Genomic DNA, 19,341 nt, shown 5'->3' with positions numbered 1-19,341 from the left:
ATATGATAATGTTTAGGATAATTAATACATTTTTTGTTATGTATATATCTAAAGTGTGCCAATCAGACACATTTTATACACAAATTAAAAATGTTACAATGTTTGGCTCAAAGCTAAACATTCTCACATACATACATCTTGATTAGACGCACGATTTGTTTTAGCCATCTAAGAATGACGATAAAGCACATTGGGCGACCCAGATTCAGCATAAAATTATACGCAGTCTGAAAGTGAAAATGAATGAAGAAGGGGAATGAAAGATGAAAAAGCTAATGAGTGTTACTTTGCTATCGATGTTGTTATTGTTTCAGTTTGTATCGGCAATTCCAGTTAGCGCTAATGTTTCTGACAAAGATTTTGTACAGGATGTTAGGGTTAAAACGCAACAGGGGAATATAGTTGATGAGAATTCACCACCTCTAAATGTTAAGGACCATGTAGTTATTACTTATGATTGGGGAAATAATGGAAATATCACCCAGCCAGGGGAAATTAGCTTGGCCATCCCCAAAAATGTTGTGGTACAGAAAGATGAAATGGCATTGGTGAGCAAGACGGGAGCACAGTATGGAAGGGTAACTGTTAACCCAAATAAGCAAGAAATGAAAATTTTGATAGAAAAAGAGATACCTAGTTCAGAAAACGGGTCATTTGAGATTTTAGCTGCATTGAATACCGAAAAAAATGCAAAAGAGATACTATTAACGTTAGACACGGGAAAGAACTCGAAGCAAGTACGGGTTCCGATAAAAGCAGAACCTAAATTACAAGCATTGAAAACAGCAATTACTACTAATATTGTGACTAGTGCAGAACTGACAGATACAAATGGAAAGGCTTTCACTGAGGCTAATAGACCAACTGTTGATACAGCAGCGCGTCTAGCATATGAATGGGCACTACCAGACTCATTAAATGCAAAGGCTGGAGACACGTATACATTTAAGTTGCCAGATATTTTCACATTGTATTCGAAAGTAACGGGCACATTGGGTGATTATGGTACCTTTGTAGCGGGAACGGACGGTACAGTAACTATGACATTCAATGAAAATGTAGAATTAGATTCAAACGTGACAGGGACGCTACAATTTAATACACGATTTGATTTGAGCAAGACAGATAAAGATACAACGCAGACGGTGACATTTCCGGTGGCCGACAAGGACAGTTTCGATTTGCATTTCATTCCGCAAAATGCAGAAGATGTGACAAAAGCAGGGACAGCGAATCGAGCATTTAGTCCAGATGGGGTGAACTGGACGGTACGCGTGAATGGACAAGAGGATGTATTGCATAACGCTTCGCTAAAAGATACGCTACCAGCTGGTTTGACGCTAGATACAGATAGCATTGAAGTCTATCGCTTACAAGTCTCTGTAGATGGCACGGCAAAATTAGATGGCTTGGCGGATGTATCCGAGTATACGATTGGAAGCAGTACAGGACAGTCATTGGAAATTCAATTTGCAGATGGGAAAAGCACGGCATACGAAGTTCGCTACAAAACAAAAATTGAAGATGCAACAAAAACGAGTTTTAAAAATGCTGCCGTGTTTACAAATGATGATGTGAAAGCTAGCACCTCGGCTACAGTGGCCATTAAGCGTGGTGACCATTTGAAAAAACGTGGTGTCTTTGATCCGAAGACAGAGCGTATCAAATGGACAATTTCCTACAACTTTGACGAAAAATCAGTAGCGCAAAAGGATGCGGTATTACATGATTTGTTTGACAACGTACACCAATTAGTGGCAGACTCGGTTGTCGTAAAAAATATAACCTTAGATGCAAATGGAAAAGTCATTGCGGGGGCAGTTTTGCCGACATCTGATTATCAAGTGATACCAACAACTACTACAACACAAAACGGTTTTGACTTACAGTTCCAAAATGATATTTCCACGGCTTACGAAATCACGTATGAAACATCGCTAAAAGACACGGCATCTGATTTAACGACAGTCAAGAATGAAGTGGAGACAACGAATACGCCGAAGGAAAGCGCAACAGTAAGCGTTGCAACTCAAAATATCACAAAACAGCTTGTTGATTCTGATTATAGTACGAAGACAATGAGTTGGGCACAACAAATCAACACAAATCAATATTCGCTAGACAATGCAGTCATCCGTGATAGTTTCGCATCGGGAGGTTTAACATTACTGCCAGAAACATTAAAATTGGTAGATCAGGATGCGGCTAATAAGCCACTCGTTCAAGGCGCGGATTACGACATAACAGCAAATGCAGATGGCTTTGTCATTACGCTATTAAACGGCTATGCTAGCGATATGACACATACATTAAATCTCACGTACGATACGAAATTCCTATTTGAGGATATTAAAACGGGAACAGCCTTCCAAAACGACACCCGACTAGAATGGGGGCAAACAGACGAAAAACGCTCGAGCACGGACACGGCATCTTTGGAACCAGACTATTACACACAAAAAAATGGCTTCAAATTAGGTGCATATGATGCGCAAAGTAAAGAAATCACATGGACGGTAGGCTTTAATTACAATTTACTAACGATTGACAAGCCTATTTTAAAAGATGCTATTCCTTCCGACCAAAAGTTGCTACCAGACACAGTGGAAGTTCACAAAATGAAACTAGGCAAAGAACCGTATAATTATTCCGATGGCGGCATTGTTGATTCATCCGACTACACGTTAGACACGGGTGGAAATACTGTTCTTGTCACGTTCAAAGAACCTATCACAGAAGCTTATTATGTCACTTTCAAAACGAGTATAGCAGATGAGAAAATTGTCCCAACATATCTCAATTCTGCCACTTTATATGACGGGGAAACACCAAAAACAACAGTTACAGGCTTTGTTAACGTGCCAAATGGCGGTGAATACGTAGCGAAATCTGGGATTCAAGAAGACGATACGCTCCATTGGACGGTGAATGTCAATGCAGGACAGTCCACGATCACCGATGCTAAAATTATTGACACACCAAAATCGAACCAAATATTATTAGCCGATTCCATCAAGCTTTACAGTACCAAAGTCCAAAAAAATGGTGCCTTCACACAAGACAAGGCGCTCGTTCCGGACGTTGACTACAAGCTGACAATTCACACAGATGGAGAAACTGGAAAGCAAACGTTCGAAATAGCGTTTACTGACACAATTACTAGCGCTTATATCCTGAAATATGATACGTATATTGATGCGGGAGACAACGAAGTAGTAAGCAACGACGTTAATCTAGCTGGCTCTAATTTAACAGATGAATCAACCAAAACAAGCGCCGACGTCATTGTTAGGTTTTCCGAAGGTTCAGGTAGCGGTTCTGCTGAACGCGGCACATTAACAGTCCGCAAAGTCGACGCTAAAACAAAAAGCACGCTATCAGGAGCAGAATTCGGATTATACAATAGCGATGGCACAGTTCTTTTAAGAGAAGCGACAACGAATGAAGCGGGAGATATTGTTTTTGCATCTATCCGTTATGGTGATTACTTAGTGAAAGAGCTAAACGCACCGACAGGCTATTTCAAATCCGATACATCAGAAGGAGGTATTACATTTAAAATGGATCAAAAAGAGCCGCTGCTAGTCATCGAAAATGATAAATTTGTAGGGGAGGCCATCTTAACAAAAGTTGAAAAAGGTACAGACAACCATTTAGAAGGCGCTGTATTTAATCTGATGCAAGGAAATCAAGTCATTCAGTCCGACCTTCAAACAGATGCAAACGGCGAAATTCACGTAACAAATTTGACACCTGGAGATTATACCTTCGTTGAAACAAGCGCACCAACAGGATATAAACTTGATACAACAGCACATCCATTTACAATTGATGAAAAGCAAACAGAACCAGCCCGAGTCGCGGTTGAAAACGAATTAATACTAGGAACACTAATCATTAAGAAACAAGATTCAATTACCAAAACACCGCTATCAGGTGCTACATTTGATTTGTTCGATAGCCAAGGAAACATTGTGTATCAAGGGCTAACCAGTGACTTCGAAGGAACCGTAACAGTCACCAATTTACCACTCGGCGATTATCAACTAATAGAAACAAGCGCACCGAACGATTATGAACTTGATGCAACACCAATACCAATCACTATCTCCAAAGCAATAACTACAGAGAATGTATATTACCAAATCATTGAAAATACATTAATCACAGGTGGCGTTACATTAACAAAAGTGGATAGTACAGACAAGGCTACGCATTTGCAAGGTGCATCATTTGAGCTTCTTGATAGTTCAGGAAATATTGTTCAAGCGGACCTCGAAACCGATGAAAAAGGTCAGATTACAATTTCTGGTTTACTCCCAGGAGACTATAATTTTGTCGAAACAAGTGCGCCTACTGGTTATCAACTAGATGAAACCCCACTACCATTCACTATTGAGAAATCACAACAAGCATTTGTAGAAATCGAAGCAACGAACAAAAAAATGGAAACTCCAAGTGAAATCGATGACACACAAGGAGAAGAGCCAACAAAACCAGATACACCAGAACCTGGTACCACAGAACCAGATACAACAAAACCAGATCAATCAGTTACTCCGGTAGAAACAACCATGACAAATCCAGCACACTTAACAATAGTGCCGACAACACAAGTACCTTTAACACCACTTCAAGTATCGGCATCAGGAGCACCCATGACAAAACCAATAACTTCTGCAAAAAACAAGACAGCACAAAAATCAAACCTTCCAGAAACCGGCGACACAGCAAATGATTTCCTACCATTGTTGGGTTATGCAATGCTTCTAGGAGGCATTCTATACACTCGCAAAAGAATAAGTAAATAAAACAAACGACAAGCTATTATCTCGTAGAAACACATTGTTTTTATGAGGTAATAGCTTTTTTGTTCTTTACTTTCTTAATCGCCAACCGCTATACTTAAATTATTATAGTTTCAAAGGGAGTTTTTATGGAGAAAAGATGGTATTATGCGATTTTAATTATATTTACGACATGTGGTTTTAGTTTTTCAAGTTGGATTTCGAGGACACCGGAATTGCGGGATGCCCTTCATGCAACGGCGGGAACGATGGGACTTATTTTATTAGGTTTGTCGATTGGTTCTATACTTGGTTTAGTACTTGCGAATGTATTTGTGCGGGCACGCGGAGGCCGTTTTGCTATTATGACAAGTGCTTTCTTTATGTTTGGTGGTTTTTTGATGTTGGCAACGGGAGCTTGGATGGCTAGTCAAGTCGTTGTTTTTGCAGCTCTATTTATTTTTGGAATGGGTGCGGGAATGTGTAATGTTTCGATGAATTTGGAAGGAACCGAGATAGAATACCGCATCAAAAAGACCATTTTGCCAGTGCTGCATGCAGCGTTTAGTATTGGGACGCTTGCCGGCGCGGGAGTCGGGGTACTTTTTATAAAATTAGGTGTCTTGGTTAGTGCGCATTTAGTGGTTGTCGCGTGTTTGTTGTTTGCGATTCTGATGGTTTCGACGCGCTTTGTGCCGGCGGGAATCGGGAAGGAATCGGCGGCGGATAAGAAAGCGAATGCGGAAGAATCGGCTGCTGATAAGCGATTGTGGCTGAATAAACGGACGATAGCTTTGGCGATTATGGGGCTGTGTTTGGCGTTTGTCGAAGGTTCGGCGAATGACTGGATTCCGCTTGCGATGGTGGACGGTTATGATGTGTCGCATAGTTTGAGCACGGTGATTTATGGTATATTCTTGGCGGGCATGATTAGCGGCCGTTTGCTGAGCGGGCGATTAATTGATACTTACGGTCGTGTGTTATTGCTTCGCGTGGCGGTAGCCTTAGCGGCGATTGGCCTGCTACTCGTTATTTTGAAAATTTCGGTCATTGTTTGTATCTTTGCGATTTTCTTGTGGGGCGCAGGTGCTTCACTTGGTTTCCCAATGGCAATTTCAGCTGCAGGCGATGAGAGCCAATACGCGGTGAAACGGGTGAGTTTGGTGACACTAGCAGGATATAGCGCTTCCCTTGCAGGCCCACCGATTTTAGGTTTTTTGGCTAATTATTTTGGTTTGCTAAATGCATTTATTTTCGTACTCATCGCGATTTGCGTTGCTGGTATATTTACAGGAAACGTTGCAAAAATAAAGAAAACAGCCTGAAAATGAGGTTGAGTCAGAGTTGATTTTCATACAAAAGAGGCACCAGTTGTCACTTCATTTCCTGTGGGCCATTTCTTCTCAGAATCCAATAGGACCTAAAGAGCGCTAACAAGAAAAAGGCACCGGAAATAGCTACAAAAATATTGATATGTATCAAGGATAGCCAAAATAGGGTCATGAGACAGCCCAATATGAAGGCAATCACTACTTTCGAGAAATGAATAAATCGAATTTTAGCCGCCGCTTCTTTTGTTTTTCTAAAATCATAGAGACTAGTCGCCATCCCTTTTAAATTTCCAGTGGTAAACAAGTTTGTATAAGGTAATCCATTTATTTTATCAAAGGATTCCCACTGAATAGCCGCAACGAAAGAAATCAATATTACGACGACGGATGGGTGTCGTTGTAGAATGGGTAAACAAAAAGCTAAAAATAACAATACTTGTCCGTATAATAAGCATAAACGCCAATGGAAGGAGGGGTTCTTTTTTAGAAAATAGTCCTTTATCCACATAGCAAAAAGAATGCCTAAAAAGAAAAATAGAATGGAGAGAAGTTTTTTTCCAGCACTTTCCCACTGTTCATGATACAGTTGGCTGAGCGAAAGAATCAGGTTTCCAGTTTGAGCGGTAGCAAATGTTTGATAGTTGATATATGTAGCTGTATTAATCATGCCACTGATAAACGTAAGTGATAGACCTACAGATGGATGTTCATGAGAAGGCATATATAATCATCCTTTACAATAAGTTAATTGGCGTGGAGGGGATTGTTTTAGCTACCCCGCCACACCTTGTTATAAATATTTTTTGTGGAATTTCAAATGCGTATCGATAAAACTCGCGATAAAGTAATAGCTGTGGTCATACCCTTCTTGCATACGAATCTCAAGCGGATACCCCTCTGGTGCAATCAAATTTTCAGGTTGTAACTGCACATGTAGAAAATTATCAGCAGTACCTTGATCGAGCAAAATGGGTATAGGTTTGCCGTCATATCCCGCCAACAACTTCGAAGCATCCCAAGAAGCCCAAGTTTGCTTATCTGCTCCAAGATAGGCGTCAAAAGCTTTCATACCCCAGGGCACATCGCTCGGATTCACAATTGGCGAAAATGCTGAAATTGCGCGGAAACGATCCGGATTTCGCAAACCAATCACAAGCGCACCATGGCCTCCCATCGAATGTCCCATAATCGATTCCGAACCATTCAAACCAAGCGTCTCGCGTACAATCGCCGTTAACTCCGTCACGATATAATCATACATTTGATAGTTCGTATCCCATGGCTGCTGCGTCGCATTCACATAAAATCCAGCGCCTTGCCCTAAATCCCAAGCCTCATCATCGGCCACCGTCTCACCACGCGGACTCGTATCCGGCATTACCAACGCCAAACCAAGCTCCGCCGCCTCTTTCTGAGCTCCAGCTTTATGCGTGAAATTGTCATCCGTACACGTCAAGCCCGAAAGCCACCAAATAAGCGACGGATTCGGAAATTTTTCCACGTTCGGCAAAAACAGACTAAATGTCATCGCGCAATGTAGCGTCTCAGAATGATGGCGATATTTCCGTTGCGTTCCATCAAATACACGATGCTCCTCTAATAATTCCAGTTTTTCAGTCATAGGAAAGCACCGTCCGAATTGATTCCCCTTTGTGCAACAAGTCAAACGCTTCGTTAATGCTTGCAAACGGCAAATTATGCGTAATAAATGGATCGAGTTTAATTTCGCCCTTCATCGCTTGCTCTACCATGCCCGGCAACTCACTGCGCCCCTTCACACCACCAAAAGCAGAACCGCGCCACACACGACCAGTCACAAGTTGGAATGGTCGCGTACTAATTTCTTTTCCAGCTGCGGCCACCCCAATAATCACGCTCTCCCCCCAGCCTTTATGGCAACATTCCAGCGCTGAACGCATCACGTCGGTATTTCCGATACACTCAAAACTAAAATCAACGCCACCGTTTGTCATTTCCACAATCACTTCTTGAATCGGCTTCGCATGATCTTTCGGGTTCACAAAGTCTGTCGCGCCCATCTCTTTTGCTAGTGTAAATTTATCCGGATTTGTATCAATCGCGATAATCCGGCTAGCACAAGCTTGCACCGCGCCTTGAATCACTGCCAAACCAATCGCACCGAGTCCAAAAACAGCAACCGTATCGCCAGCTTGAACTTTCGCCGTATTGTGAACCGCGCCAATGCCTGTTGTTACGCCACATCCGAGCAAGCATGCTTTTTCGAGCGGAGCCTCCGGATTGATTTTGGCAAGTGAAATTTCAGGAATCACTGTGTATTCGCTGAACGTACTTGTCCCCATGTAATGATAAATTGGCTCTCCGTTATAAGAAAAACGCGTCGTTCCGTCTGGCATTAAACCTTTCCCCTGGGTTTCGCGGACTGCTTGACAAAGGTTCGTTTTGCCCGAAGTACAATACTCACATTCGCCACATTCGGCCGTGTAAAGCGGAATAACATGGTCGCCGACAGCAACACTCGTCACGCCTTCCCCAACTTCGATGACAATACCGCCACCTTCATGTCCTAGAACGGCAGGGAATACACCTTCTGGATCATCACCCGAAAGTGTATAAGCATCCGTGTGACAAACCGCCGTATCTGTTATTTTAACTAAAACTTCCCCTTTTTTCGGAGCCTCTACGTCAATTTCAACGATTTCAAGAGGTTTTCCAGGCGCAAAGGCCACTGCTGCACGTGATTTCATATATTATCTTCCTTTCGCAATTGCTATTTTTAGCATACAAGTTAAGTATACTACAAGGCGCGGCGGGATAACAAAGATGCGGTTTGATTGGAAATTTTAAAAATTTCAACTGTAGTCCGAGGCTAGTAATCACAAATCGAGTATGGATAGTATCAAGAAACTACGCCAAGTCAGATTTGGTGTGTTAAATTTACATTTGTTCACAAAATTGTTGAAAAATAATAGATTTAATTAATAAAAATGCTAAAACAGTGGGGATTAAAATAAGCAAAAAAGTATGCTACGATAGTTCAGTAAGTTAATATCTCAGTATTTTTTTGCGAATCGATAAAAGTGAATAATAAATCTCTATCTCGTTTTACAAAAGCTAAGATATACAGCGAAAATATTGATTTTGTATTCAAGGGATTGAGTGACAATCAGTTTGCTACACTTCAACTAGATAAAGTAAAGAATGTGATGCATGTGGATATCAAAGCAACGACACCACATTATTATTTCTCAACGACTTATGCGAGTATAGAAGTGAGTGATGCTTCGGGGAAAGTCGTATATGCAAAGGAGTTTATTGGAAATGCAACGCAAAAAGCAGAAACGCTGGACATTCCAATTAAAGACGGTTATACCATCAAGATTACGCATCAAGAGCCAGGTCGTCTTGTTGTAACAGATATTAATACGAAAGAAAATTATAGTATGGCATCGCAGAATGAATACCTTGTGGCTGCTAACGGTTTGATAGCAAAATAATATAGAGAATGTCGGGAAGTGATAATGCTTCCTGCCATTCTCTATGTGATGAAATCGTAATCCAGATGTAACCAAACTAGAAGGAAATGATTTGGTCAATAAGGTATCATAAATAAAAAGAAATAGAGGCGAAAACATTGAAAACAATAACTAGGTGAACAAAGATAGGTTTTCGTTTTATGATCAGCGGTATATTTTTATGCGCACTGGTTTAGTAGAAACGGCTGGTCTTATGATTGAACGGGAAGTGGGATTCGAGGGGTAAACCTTGACTCCGCTTTTTTTATCGTTATAATTGGGGACAAATGAGGAAAAATTGAGGGTGACGTGGATGGAGAATGCGGTTTTTGTAATGGGAGTCGATATCGGAACGACGAGTACGAAAGCGGTGATTTTTGACGGGAATGGTGAGGTTATAGCACGGGAATCGCGAGGCTATCCGCTTTTAACGGATGATTCAGGTATGGCAGAACAGGAACCGGAGGCGATTTTGGATGCGGTTGTGACGGCGATGAATGCGGTGATGGAGTGTTCTGAGCTGGAAGCAGAATCGGTGAAAGCAGTGGCTTTTAGCGCGGCGATGCATAGTTTGATTGCGGTGGATGCTGACGGAGAGCCGTTGACGAATTGCATCACTTGGGCGGATAATCGCAGCAGCGAGGCTTTGGAACGACGAAAACGTGATTTTTACCTGCATCAAGTGTACGAAAAAACAGGAACGCCGATTCATCCGATGAGCCCGTTCGCCAAGATTTGCTGGCTACAAGACGATTTTCCTGATATTGTTGCCAAAACGGCGTATTTTATTGGTATTAAAAGCTATGTTTTGCACGCGTTGTTTGGGGAATATGTTATTGATGAGGCTTTGGCGTCAGCGTCAGGCTTGTACAACATTGTAGCACACCAGTGGGAACCGCTAGCTCTTGATATTACAGGCATTACAACCAACCAACTGCCAAAAGTAGTGACGGAAACGAAGACTTTTCAAAAAATCCTACCTAGCTGGCAAAACAAGTTACATATGGCGGAAAACACGATTTTCGTCGTTGGGAGTAGCGATGGGGCGCTAGCCAATGTAGGTATAGGTTCTGTTGGCGAACATGATGTCACGTTAACCGTTGGTACAAGCGGTGCTGTTCGCAAGCTCACGAAAAAATTCCACGTCGATGATTGGCAACGAACCTTTTGCTACGGTGTCGCGGACGGTTATTTTGTCCAAGGTGGCGCAGTAAACAATGGCGGCGCAGTCATCGCGTGGGGACTAGAACAGTTTGGCACGGAATCCGAACGTGAAAATCATGATTTTACAAGTTTTATCAATGCTTTAAAAACAACAAGTCCTGGCGCAAACGGTTTGCTTTTCCAGCCGTATTTGCTAGGCGAGCGCGCACCGTACTGGACAGATCAAATTCGTGGTAGTTTCATCGGCGTAACAATCAATCATAAACGCGCGCATTTTATCCGTGCGATTTTGGAAGGTATTGCGTTCAATCTAGCCCATGTGTATGAAGCAATCAGTGATTCGAGGGACAAGCTCTACGTTACAGGTGGCATTTCACAAAACCCGGTTTGGTGCCAACTCATCGCTGATATCTTTAACCGTGAAGTCATTGTGCCGCATACAATCGAAGGCTCTAGTCTCGGTGCAGCAATTCTTGCCATGCAAGCCTTGAACGAACACGACCAGCTTGAATTACCAGCTAAATTATCACCAAAGCAAATCTACCAGCCTAATCCAAAGAATGTTGTCCTATACGAGGAACTAAAGGCCATTTTCAAGCAAATGAACGAGCAGTTAATGAGTAGTTACGAACGCCTAATTGATTGGCAAAAAAGCCATTTCAATGGTAAGATAGAGTGAAATAACAGATAAAAATTGCATCGGTAACAAATAAATCGTGGGGTGATATAAATGAACCGTAAGTTAGTTTGGACGTTAATTGTTTTAGTTGGAATCTGCCTTTTAGGAACACTAATCGCAGTGTTAGTAAATTTGTTATACTTTACCGCATAAGAAACCCGAAGAACTAGCCATGAGTGAGCTGGTTCTTTTTTGTTTAAATTTTACAATGTATGGAAACCGTGATACTATAAATTTGTAATGGTTTGTAAAAAACTTAATAAAAAGAGGGGAAGCAAGTCAATGAAGCAAAAAATAGCGTTATTTCTAATGGCCGTCCTAGTTGTATTTTCACCAGTTTCAGCGGGAATTACTGGCGTTTCAGCAATCCAAGCCGAAGCTGCAGTAAAGAATCCGGTCAAAGTATCTTTAAGTACAACGACACCAAAACAGCGGAGTTGGGTGACACTAAACATAGCGGGTGTACCTAAAAACACTGCATACACAGGCACGATATACTATAAATCAACGAAAACAAAAATATCTGGAAAAGTGGGCGTAGCGAAGAAGTTCTACATCAGCTCAGCAACGAAAGGCTACCGCGTGAAAGTAGAGATTATCGTAAAACATAATAAACAAACGTATAAACAATACGCCTATTTCACACCGCGTTGATTTAAGTACAAATCAATATATAAAATAAGGAGCAGACCAGTTTGTTGGTTTTGCTCCTTATTTTTTATTTTCACCATTGTATCTGCTTTTTTATTGGATAATGAATGTCATTACTATTTTGACTACGCTTATTCCAGCAATTAAAACAAACCGTTATTATAATCAGCTACTTTACCATTGAAATTAATGATTTCGCTATTGTGATTTTGTCCATCAAAAATAATATCGGCAATTAGTTTTCCTGCTTCAGGAGCTGTTTTCATGAAATCACCAGTCATATTTCCGTTTAAATCAGTTGTTGTTCCACCAGGCATGATAGCAAAAATTTCAATAGGCTTAGCTGCCTGTGAAAAGTTCTGCGCTAAGCTTTGCGTTATCGTATTTAGCGCTGCTTTACTCATCTTATAAGCAAATGGATTAAAGAAGTCTGACATACCAATGGGGATAGATACATTTAAGATTCGGCCGTTATTTTTTTCGAGCACAGGTAGTAATTGCTGCGTAAGATCAAATGTGCCAAATACATTTGTTTCCATAACTTCTCGTAGCTCATCCAAGGTAAACTCGTAGCCAGGTTTTTTCATGTCACCTGGAATGGCCGCGTTATTAATCAGCATAGCTAAGTCAGAATGCTGTGAATTAATGATGCTCACCGCGGACGAAATGGTTTCAGGATGTTGCAAATCAATGTTTACATAGATCGCATCAATGCCTTCAGATTTAAGCTCATCTGCCGCTGCAAGTCCTCGGCTTTCATCACGTGCACCTATCAAAACGGTCCAGCCGTTCTTTCCCATTTGGTATGCGACTTGTTTGCCAATCCCCTTGTTTGCTCCGGTAATAAAAACTTTTTTCGCCATCACTTTTCATCTCCTGTTCTTTGTATGGTTCTTACTATAAACCACAATCGGGAGCTAATCAAATTTTAGTATATCTATTATCTGCCAGCTTCGTATTTAAAGAACGCCAATTGGAGCTATGATTGTAAGGTGAGCATTCCTTTTCTCTATTTCAACATACTAAGCAACACAACCCCAATCATAATCAACACAATCCCCGAAAGAATAAATCCCCATTCCAACAATTTTTTCTTCTGTTTAAATATCAGAATCCCACCAATTGTTGCCACGATAACACAAGCTTGTGAAATCGAGAAGCTGGTCGCAACCCCAAGTACCGCCGTCGCTAAGAACATACCAATGTTTGCAATCGACCAAGAAAGTCCAGTCATCATATTGAAGGCTACATTTTTACTAGAAATGGTAGATTTGCCCTTTAAGTTAATGCCAATAGCGCATGTCAGCATCCCGATGGCTTGTGGTAAGATGATAGAAAAGCCAGTGACATGAAATAGCTGGTTTGTCACTACGTAAAGCGTTAAAAAGAACGAAGATAAAATAACGGTACCGTAGACATGAATGGAAACCGACTCCGCGATATGATTCCCACGTTTTTGAAACCCGGTCATTACAACCCCAATTAATATTAAAATTACTGCCAAAATACCGCAAAAAATCGATTTACCTAGTGGAGAATTTGAAAATGCAGAATGGATTAATGCAATCGAAGAACCAGTCATAAATCCAGATAATAGCATTCCCGCTTATGATGCCGTGACATTGCGACTTTCTCTTTAAGAAAAAAGCACAAGTTTCTACTTGCACTTTCATAGAAATAAAGGTATATTAATAAGTGAGCCGTTTTTAAAGCGGCAGCCAATTTGTCATGCTAGATGGGGACGTAGCGGAGCCCTGTAACCCACAATCCGCTCTAGTGGGGTTGAATTCCTTACCGAGGCTTTGTACCTGTTTGGTCAGCCCTTTGTAAGTGGTGTTGACGTCTGGGTCTTGCGCAATGGGAACCTGTGAACCATGTCAGGTCCGGAAGGAAGCAGCATTAAGCAGTGCTTTCCATGTGCCGCGAGGTCGCCTGGGCTGAGCTAACTGCAGAGGTAACGCAGATGGATGCATCGCCGGAGTAGGGTGCATGGCATTAAATTAGAATATACCAAAGCTTTCTTTCATTTTTTGAGAGAAGGCTTTTTTTACATATCTGAATCTGTTTAGTATTTTTTTCGGTTAATCAAAAGGTGCTACAAAAAAAATGTGATACCCTAATCGCGTCTATATCAAGAATAATCCACTGCCCTTTTTTTATCGTAATAAGTCCGTCCTCTTTCAGCTTTTCCACAATTTTAATCGTGTGACTCTTCGAAAGGTTTGAAAATTCACTGAGCTTATTATAAGTCAAAAAGGGAGGCAATAGTCGGTAACCCTGCCCATCAACGATTCCAAAATTCTCAGCAAGATACTCTAAAAGATACTGAATCCGTTGCTGGGCACTAATCTGAGCTAACGTGTTAACACGAGCGATATCAATAATAATATTTTCCATTTGAGAAAGGAGCACAAAGTTTTTTGGATCTTCTAGTAATAAGCAGTTCTTCAAAAATTGAAAATCAATCACCCAAACAAGCGCATCAGCAAGCACCTCCAACCTTATTTCCCTAGGTATATATTTACTAATAACAGGTAGAACGGGAAAATCCCCATGTTGCGAAATATAAAGAAAATTAGGTTTGCCATCAATGACATTCGATACTTGTATAAAACCACTTTGAATGAGGTAGCAATAATTACGATGCGCGTCTAGATATATTTTCTCTCCTTTTTTAAGTTTTGACTGATGAGCATGTTCATAAAAATCATCACTTTTGTTCAACATAAGCAGTATCCGGTTATAATTAGTCATACTGTTAATATATTCTGAATTATACATGATATTCTTCCTCCTATCTGTCTATCTATGTATTAACCAAAATAAATACACATAAACATAAGGTCCAAAATCAGAACAATAATCGCAAAAATAATACTATTTTAAGTATGAATTCAAATTAACAAAAAGACACGAAAACTTCATATTTAAAAGAAATTCCCCATGCATAAGTACCAAAAGGCAATAAAAAATCTACGAATTATTATTATTTCCTACCTTTAAATCCAGCCAAAATAATATGAAGAAAATATGAATAAAAATAAAAAGAATATACTAAGGTACAAGAAGAACAGAAAAACAGTAGTAAACTTATTGATAAATAAAGCAATTTGGTTTGCAAAAAAGCATAGAAAAGAAGGTTAATTTTATCAAGTTGTGACAGAAAGTACACAAATAAGTAATGATAAGTCCAAAAAACGCACTTTTAAATTAAAGAAGAGCTGTTAAGATTTAAACGTGGAGAACCAATGAAAGAACACACGTAAATCGAAATAAGAATAGTGAAGGAGATCATGAAATGGAACAAATATTAGAATTATATGGAAGAGATGCGCTCGAGAATAAATTCAATGATTCAAACTTATTTAGACAGCTTTCCTCGTTGACTCCCAAGAAAATGGAGATAAAGAAAAGAGATGTCCTAACAAGTTCTAGCGACTACGTTTACTACATCGTAAATGGAACACTGGCCCAAAAAAACCTAGGTGTCCCATTAGCGGTTATTGGAGGAGGAAGCTTCATAGGCCTTAATTCTTTCTTATTTCAAAAAAATGATGTCGAAAAATATGAGGTTCTTGAAGCAGGAGCGGTGCTGGCATTTGACAAAAAAGATACTTTATTCCTCCTATTAAGTCTTCAAGAAGGCTGGCTTTATTTACTATTCCGTGAGAAGAAACAAAATGAAATTCTTGTAGAAAATCAGCTCCTATTATATAAAAGCGGTCAAGACCGCGTAAAAGAAGCATTATGCCAACTCGCAGAGAAATTTGGAACCCCAGCACAAGAAGGTTGGATTATTCCGAGATGTTTTAACAAAAAATTCCTAGCGGACTACACCAATATGACACTCAATTCAATCAAAAGAATCACAGAAATATACATCGCAAAAGGCTGGCTAGCAATAGAAAAATACCACTTTATTATCAAAACAAAAGGCGGTGACGGACCTTGGGAATTGTAGGCTCACTACTCTCACTTGAAACAAAGACCAATTTGCTTATAAAAATATTGAACATTCTTAATAAAAATAGTTTTTTTATAAAATTAAAAGATTTATCAGAACAATTTAATGTAACAATTTCAACGATGAAAAGGTATTTATCAGAACTTGAAGAAATTTTACCAGAAGGCTTTGAAATAGAAACAGTTTCTTATAAAGGCGTCCAACTCATAAAACCGAGCAATCGCTCCATCTTGGAAGTAGAGCAAATACTAATCAAAGAAACACTCACCTTCAAACTGCTTTCCGCTGCTTTTAGAGAACAACATGACAGCGTTGTAAACATAGCAGAAGAACTATTCATTTCTCAGCCACTACTCTATAAAAGCATTCGTAATATCAACCAAAGACTAGCCAAATTCCATATCTCTATCTCCAAACGTCCTTTCCAACTATCTGGAAAAGAAGCCGACATCAGGAATTTCTATTTTCAGCTCATAAATGAAGCGAACTCAGATGTAGATATGCCAGACGAAGCCCTTCGTATTCTTCAGGATTTTATTGCTAGGCTCGAATTAGAAATGGATAACCATCTGCCCGCCAAAACAGCCCAACAAATCATTTTACTCACCATCATTACCATCATCCGCGTCCAAGAAAAAAATGAAATTGGTGAAAATATATCTAGCGAAACCGCTAATCCAAACGTTTCCGTAGCAGTCTTTTGCATGATAAAAGAAATTCGCGAAAAACTTAATCTCTACGTATCCCGTGAAGAATACAGTTGGCTAACCTATGTTATTAGCAAACAACTAAAAGAATACCCAGCACCGGTTGGCAGCTCTAATTTTATCTATGGAATTGAAGGGTTAAGCCATTTTGTCAGCCAAGCAGAAAAAATCGTAGAACAGAGTTTGACGACCAATACACAGTTTCTCACGCTTTTGCATACTCAGCTCGTTTTTGAAGATATAGGGACCTATATGGCGGATTACCTCGACTACGAAGAAGGAAAACTATATAACGAAGTGCAGCGACTATATCCTTCCGACTTTAAAAAAGTAAGCGCATTTTACAACGAATTCAGCAAGACCCACCCAATGTATAAAATCAATACCCGCAAAAACATCATGGAAATGCTCATCTTGCTAGTCACGCTAAAAAGAGCAAGAAAACGCATCGCGTTACTCACGGCTAAAGGTGAGCTATGGGAAACTTTCATCAGAATCAGTCTAGAAGAACATCTATCAGGCCATTTTGAGTTGTTCTCCGTTACAGAAGCCGATTTACAATGCAATATGGAAGGATACTGCATGCTAATCAGCGATATAGAAGTTGAAATCGGAACTTTGCCCGTCGTTGTGATTAGTGATGTCCCGAATCCAAAAGACATTAGTAATATTAGAAATCAATTGGCAGGCCTACAATTCAACCCATATTCAAACGTCGTATCATTTTCCTATATTCAAGATACAGCCTATAAACATTAACACCAAATTATTTAAAAACGAGCAAATTCCCGAAGCAAGCCTAAAAATTTAGCAAATCTAAGCTCTATTCATAACAGTTGAACAGCAAAATTCCTATTCAAAAAAACTAAAAAACATCTTGCCACAGCGATTAAGCACCATTTTAAAACCTATCATTTTAAATAAAAAAATAGTAAAGAATTGGATTAAGATAAGAGTGTAAATGATGCATCCAATCATTTATTCATTTCTTTAGGTCATGAAAGGAGGAATAGTATGAGTCAAGGAGGAAATTTGAACCCCTTAGTACCAATGACTGGAGGAGGCCCACTCTTAGGAGTAGCTTTTCTACAGGGCTATCCATTAATGGCAGCAACAATAGGAGTTGCGCTAGCAGCTGTTACAGCAGGTATTTTATTCGTAAATGCCAAACGTAAATCAAGCGAGACACAAGAAGAAATGTAAGTATATTTTTATATCAGGAGGAAATTATGGAAAAGAACTTAATGGTCAAAAAATGGGGTTCTAGCTTACTAGTAGTTTCTTTAGTAGCAGGTAGCTTAGTTCCAACATTGCACCCTTATCAAGCGTCCGCAGCAGTTGGACAAGGGGTAGTAACAGACACAATGTTTGAAGATTTAAATGGTAATAAAATTCAAGACAACGGTGAAAAAGGTGTTGCCGGCATTGAAGTGAATTTATATAACGATCAAGGCCAACTTGTAAAAACAGTCACTACAGATGCCACAGGGAAATACCTGTTTGATAATCTAGATGATGGCACTTACTATTTGAACGTAGATGTAAACAATTTACCAAGCGATGAAAAACTTTTCTCTGCAGAAGGGCTAAATCCAAGCGATGGCAACTCAAGCTACTTCACAATTTCAAACGGCTCTACAGTTACTGGTAACTTTTTTACATTCACACCAGTGAAGCAAGTAGGCACTAGCTCAATCGAAGACTTCATGTTTGAAGATTTGAACGGTAATAGCCAAAAAGACAGTGGTGAAAAAGGAGTTGCAGGAATTAAGGTCCAATTGTACTCTGATCAAGGACAACTTATTCAAACATCTACAACAGACGCAAATGGTGAATATGCATTTACTGAAATTCCAAATGGCACTTACTATATTCACGTAGACATGGCAACAATTCCATCAAATGAAAAACTATTCACAACACAAGGCATCGGTGGAGATGGTAACTCTGGATATATTACAATCACAGGTGATCAATCCATTACAGGCTATCATTTTGGGCTGTATCCACAGCAAGGAACCATTCAAAGCTTCGTGTACAGAGATGACAATGGAAATGGTCAAAAAGATAGTAATGAAGCGGGTATTCCAAATGTAACAGTTAACCTTTATGATTATGCTGGAAATAAAGTTGGAACAGCGGTTACAGATAGCACTGGCGCTTATGGTTTTACTGTACAACCAGGACGTTATTATGCGCAAGCAATTATCCCATCAGGCTATCAATACGCATCTAGTACGTATTATGGTGCAGACGGTAGTACAGGATATTTTACAGTAGGGAATGAACAAAATCTTCGCAATGAATTGAATTTAGGCTTAAAAACAACTGCTAATTCTTCTGTTGCTGGCTCTGTGAAAAGTGATCAAGCATCAGGAATTTCTGGTGTAACAGTTGAATTACACGACGTACAAGGAAACACAATCGCAACACAAAAAACAGATGCTAGTGGAAACTATTCTTTCCAACAAGTAGCTCAAGGAGACTACTATACAAAAAGTTCTAATCCCAGCCGATTACAGCTTTGTTAGTGGACAAGGTTACGGCTCTGATGGAAACAGTAA

At 39.9% G+C, this 19,341-nt stretch carries 15 protein-coding genes and 1 other RNA gene; 10 read left to right on the top strand and 6 right to left on the bottom strand.

Translation table 11 applies throughout. The features are described 5' to 3' along the window. Window positions 1-263 precede the first annotated feature (263 nt). Complete coding sequence (locus PRIP_RS13285; RefSeq protein WP_052008936.1) at window positions 264-4,811, top strand: collagen binding domain-containing protein; 4,548 nt, start codon at window positions 264-266, stop codon at window positions 4,809-4,811. Window positions 4,812-4,936: 125 nt separating this feature from the next. Continuing rightward, on the top strand, window positions 4,937-6,112 hold the full coding sequence (locus PRIP_RS13280) for an MFS transporter (protein WP_036101623.1): 1,176 nt from the start codon (window positions 4,937-4,939) through the stop codon (window positions 6,110-6,112). Window positions 6,113-6,161: 49 nt separating this feature from the next. Here the strand turns inward: PRIP_RS13280 and PRIP_RS13275 are convergent, their stop codons facing one another. The 3 genes from PRIP_RS13275 to PRIP_RS13265 all read right to left on the bottom strand — a co-directional run bounded on the left by PRIP_RS13275 (window position 6,162) and on the right by PRIP_RS13265 (window position 8,844). Continuing rightward, window positions 6,162-6,839, bottom strand: a complete 678-nt coding sequence (locus tag PRIP_RS13275) for a YoaK family protein (RefSeq protein ID WP_036101621.1) — start codon at window positions 6,837-6,839, stop codon at window positions 6,162-6,164. Between the two features lie 69 nt (window positions 6,840-6,908). Next, a complete protein-coding gene (gene fghA / locus PRIP_RS13270) occupies window positions 6,909-7,739 on the bottom strand; it encodes an S-formylglutathione hydrolase (protein ID WP_036101620.1) in 831 nt (276 codons plus the stop codon). Then, window positions 7,732-8,844 (bottom strand): S-(hydroxymethyl)glutathione dehydrogenase/class III alcohol dehydrogenase, encoded by a 1,113-nt coding sequence (locus PRIP_RS13265; RefSeq protein WP_036101618.1) that lies wholly within the window; start codon window positions 8,842-8,844, stop codon window positions 7,732-7,734. The genes fghA and PRIP_RS13265 overlap by 8 nt, the downstream gene beginning before the upstream one ends. A 333-nt stretch (window positions 8,845-9,177) precedes the next feature. On the opposite strand from PRIP_RS13265, the gene PRIP_RS13260 reads away from it, so the two are divergent. The 3 genes from PRIP_RS13260 (at window position 9,178) to PRIP_RS13250 (ending at window position 12,109) form a co-directional block, all read left to right on the top strand. Continuing rightward, complete coding sequence (locus tag PRIP_RS13260) at window positions 9,178-9,594, top strand: putative mucin/carbohydrate-binding domain-containing protein (RefSeq protein WP_159101550.1); 417 nt, start codon at window positions 9,178-9,180, stop codon at window positions 9,592-9,594. Window positions 9,595-9,925: 331 nt separating this feature from the next. Continuing rightward, a complete protein-coding gene (locus tag PRIP_RS13255; RefSeq protein ID WP_036101613.1) occupies window positions 9,926-11,455 on the top strand; it encodes a gluconokinase in 1,530 nt (509 codons plus the stop codon). Window positions 11,456-11,737: 282 nt separating this feature from the next. Beyond that, window positions 11,738-12,109: a hypothetical protein gene (locus PRIP_RS13250; RefSeq protein ID WP_036101612.1), complete on the top strand. Its 372-nt coding sequence runs from the start codon at window positions 11,738-11,740 to the stop codon at window positions 12,107-12,109. 140 nt (window positions 12,110-12,249) lie between these two features. Here PRIP_RS13250 and PRIP_RS13245 read toward each other — a convergent pair whose 3' ends face one another. Beyond that, the gene (locus tag PRIP_RS13245; RefSeq protein WP_036101610.1) at window positions 12,250-12,969 is read right to left on the bottom strand and encodes an SDR family NAD(P)-dependent oxidoreductase; all 720 of its coding nucleotides are present in this window, start codon (window positions 12,967-12,969) and stop codon (window positions 12,250-12,252) included. 146 nt (window positions 12,970-13,115) lie between these two features. Then, entirely contained in the window at window positions 13,116-13,688 is a 573-nt protein-coding gene (locus PRIP_RS13240) for a GRP family sugar transporter (protein ID WP_420912128.1), read from the bottom strand. 144 nt (window positions 13,689-13,832) lie between these two features. On the opposite strand from PRIP_RS13240, the gene ffs reads away from it, so the two are divergent. Then, window positions 13,833-14,099, top strand: an RNA gene (gene ffs, locus PRIP_RS16835) — signal recognition particle sRNA large type. 92 nt (window positions 14,100-14,191) lie between these two features. Here ffs and PRIP_RS13235 read toward each other — a convergent pair. Further along, window positions 14,192-14,887 (bottom strand): Crp/Fnr family transcriptional regulator, encoded by a 696-nt coding sequence (locus PRIP_RS13235; protein ID WP_036101608.1) that lies wholly within the window; start codon window positions 14,885-14,887, stop codon window positions 14,192-14,194. 517 nt (window positions 14,888-15,404) lie between these two features. Between PRIP_RS13235 and PRIP_RS13230 the strand changes: the two genes are divergently transcribed. The 4 genes from PRIP_RS13230 to PRIP_RS13215 all read left to right on the top strand — a co-directional run bounded on the left by PRIP_RS13230 (window position 15,405) and on the right by PRIP_RS13215 (window position 19,308). After that, window positions 15,405-16,067, top strand: a complete 663-nt coding sequence (locus PRIP_RS13230) for a Crp/Fnr family transcriptional regulator (RefSeq protein ID WP_036101606.1) — start codon at window positions 15,405-15,407, stop codon at window positions 16,065-16,067. Next, window positions 16,055-17,536, top strand: a complete 1,482-nt coding sequence (locus PRIP_RS13225; RefSeq protein WP_036101604.1) for an AcpB/EbpR/MafR family transcriptional regulator — start codon at window positions 16,055-16,057, stop codon at window positions 17,534-17,536. Before PRIP_RS13230 ends, PRIP_RS13225 begins: the two co-directional genes overlap by 13 nt. A 255-nt stretch (window positions 17,537-17,791) precedes the next feature. Then, window positions 17,792-17,980 (top strand): hypothetical protein, encoded by a 189-nt coding sequence (locus tag PRIP_RS13220; protein WP_036101602.1) that lies wholly within the window; start codon window positions 17,792-17,794, stop codon window positions 17,978-17,980. Between the two features lie 26 nt (window positions 17,981-18,006). Next, window positions 18,007-19,308 carry an SdrD B-like domain-containing protein gene (locus PRIP_RS13215; RefSeq protein WP_036101601.1) on the top strand — a complete coding sequence of 434 codons (1,302 nt, stop codon included), beginning with the start codon at window positions 18,007-18,009 and terminating at the stop codon, window positions 19,306-19,308. Window positions 19,309-19,341: the final 33 nt, after the last annotated feature.

This window comes from Paenilisteria riparia FSL S10-1204, assembly GCF_000525995.1.
Lineage (GTDB): Bacteria > Bacillota > Bacilli > Lactobacillales > Listeriaceae > Listeria_A > Listeria_A riparia.
This window is presented reverse-complemented; position numbering and strand designations above follow the sequence as displayed.

Coding starts and splice junctions, on each gene's coding strand:
- PRIP_RS13230 (WP_036101606.1), top strand. CDS start 15,405: ATGGAACAAATATTAGAATTATATGGAAGAGATGCGCTCGAGAATAAA.
- PRIP_RS13235 (WP_036101608.1), bottom strand. CDS start 14,887: ATGTATAATTCAGAATATATTAACAGTATGACTAATTATAACCGGATA.
- PRIP_RS13255 (WP_036101613.1), top strand. CDS start 9,926: ATGGAGAATGCGGTTTTTGTAATGGGAGTCGATATCGGAACGACGAGT.
- PRIP_RS13280 (WP_036101623.1), top strand. CDS start 4,937: ATGGAGAAAAGATGGTATTATGCGATTTTAATTATATTTACGACATGT.
- PRIP_RS13275 (WP_036101621.1), bottom strand. CDS start 6,839: ATGCCTTCTCATGAACATCCATCTGTAGGTCTATCACTTACGTTTATC.
- PRIP_RS13265 (WP_036101618.1), bottom strand. CDS start 8,844: ATGAAATCACGTGCAGCAGTGGCCTTTGCGCCTGGAAAACCTCTTGAA.
- PRIP_RS13220 (WP_036101602.1), top strand. CDS start 17,792: ATGAGTCAAGGAGGAAATTTGAACCCCTTAGTACCAATGACTGGAGGA.
- PRIP_RS13245 (WP_036101610.1), bottom strand. CDS start 12,969: ATGGCGAAAAAAGTTTTTATTACCGGAGCAAACAAGGGGATTGGCAAA.
- PRIP_RS13250 (WP_036101612.1), top strand. CDS start 11,738: ATGAAGCAAAAAATAGCGTTATTTCTAATGGCCGTCCTAGTTGTATTT.
- PRIP_RS13240 (WP_420912128.1), bottom strand. CDS start 13,688: ATGACTGGTTCTTCGATTGCATTAATCCATTCTGCATTTTCAAATTCT.
- fghA (WP_036101620.1), bottom strand. CDS start 7,739: ATGACTGAAAAACTGGAATTATTAGAGGAGCATCGTGTATTTGATGGA.
- PRIP_RS13285 (WP_052008936.1), top strand. CDS start 264: ATGAAAAAGCTAATGAGTGTTACTTTGCTATCGATGTTGTTATTGTTT.
- PRIP_RS13215 (WP_036101601.1), top strand. CDS start 18,007: ATGGAAAAGAACTTAATGGTCAAAAAATGGGGTTCTAGCTTACTAGTA.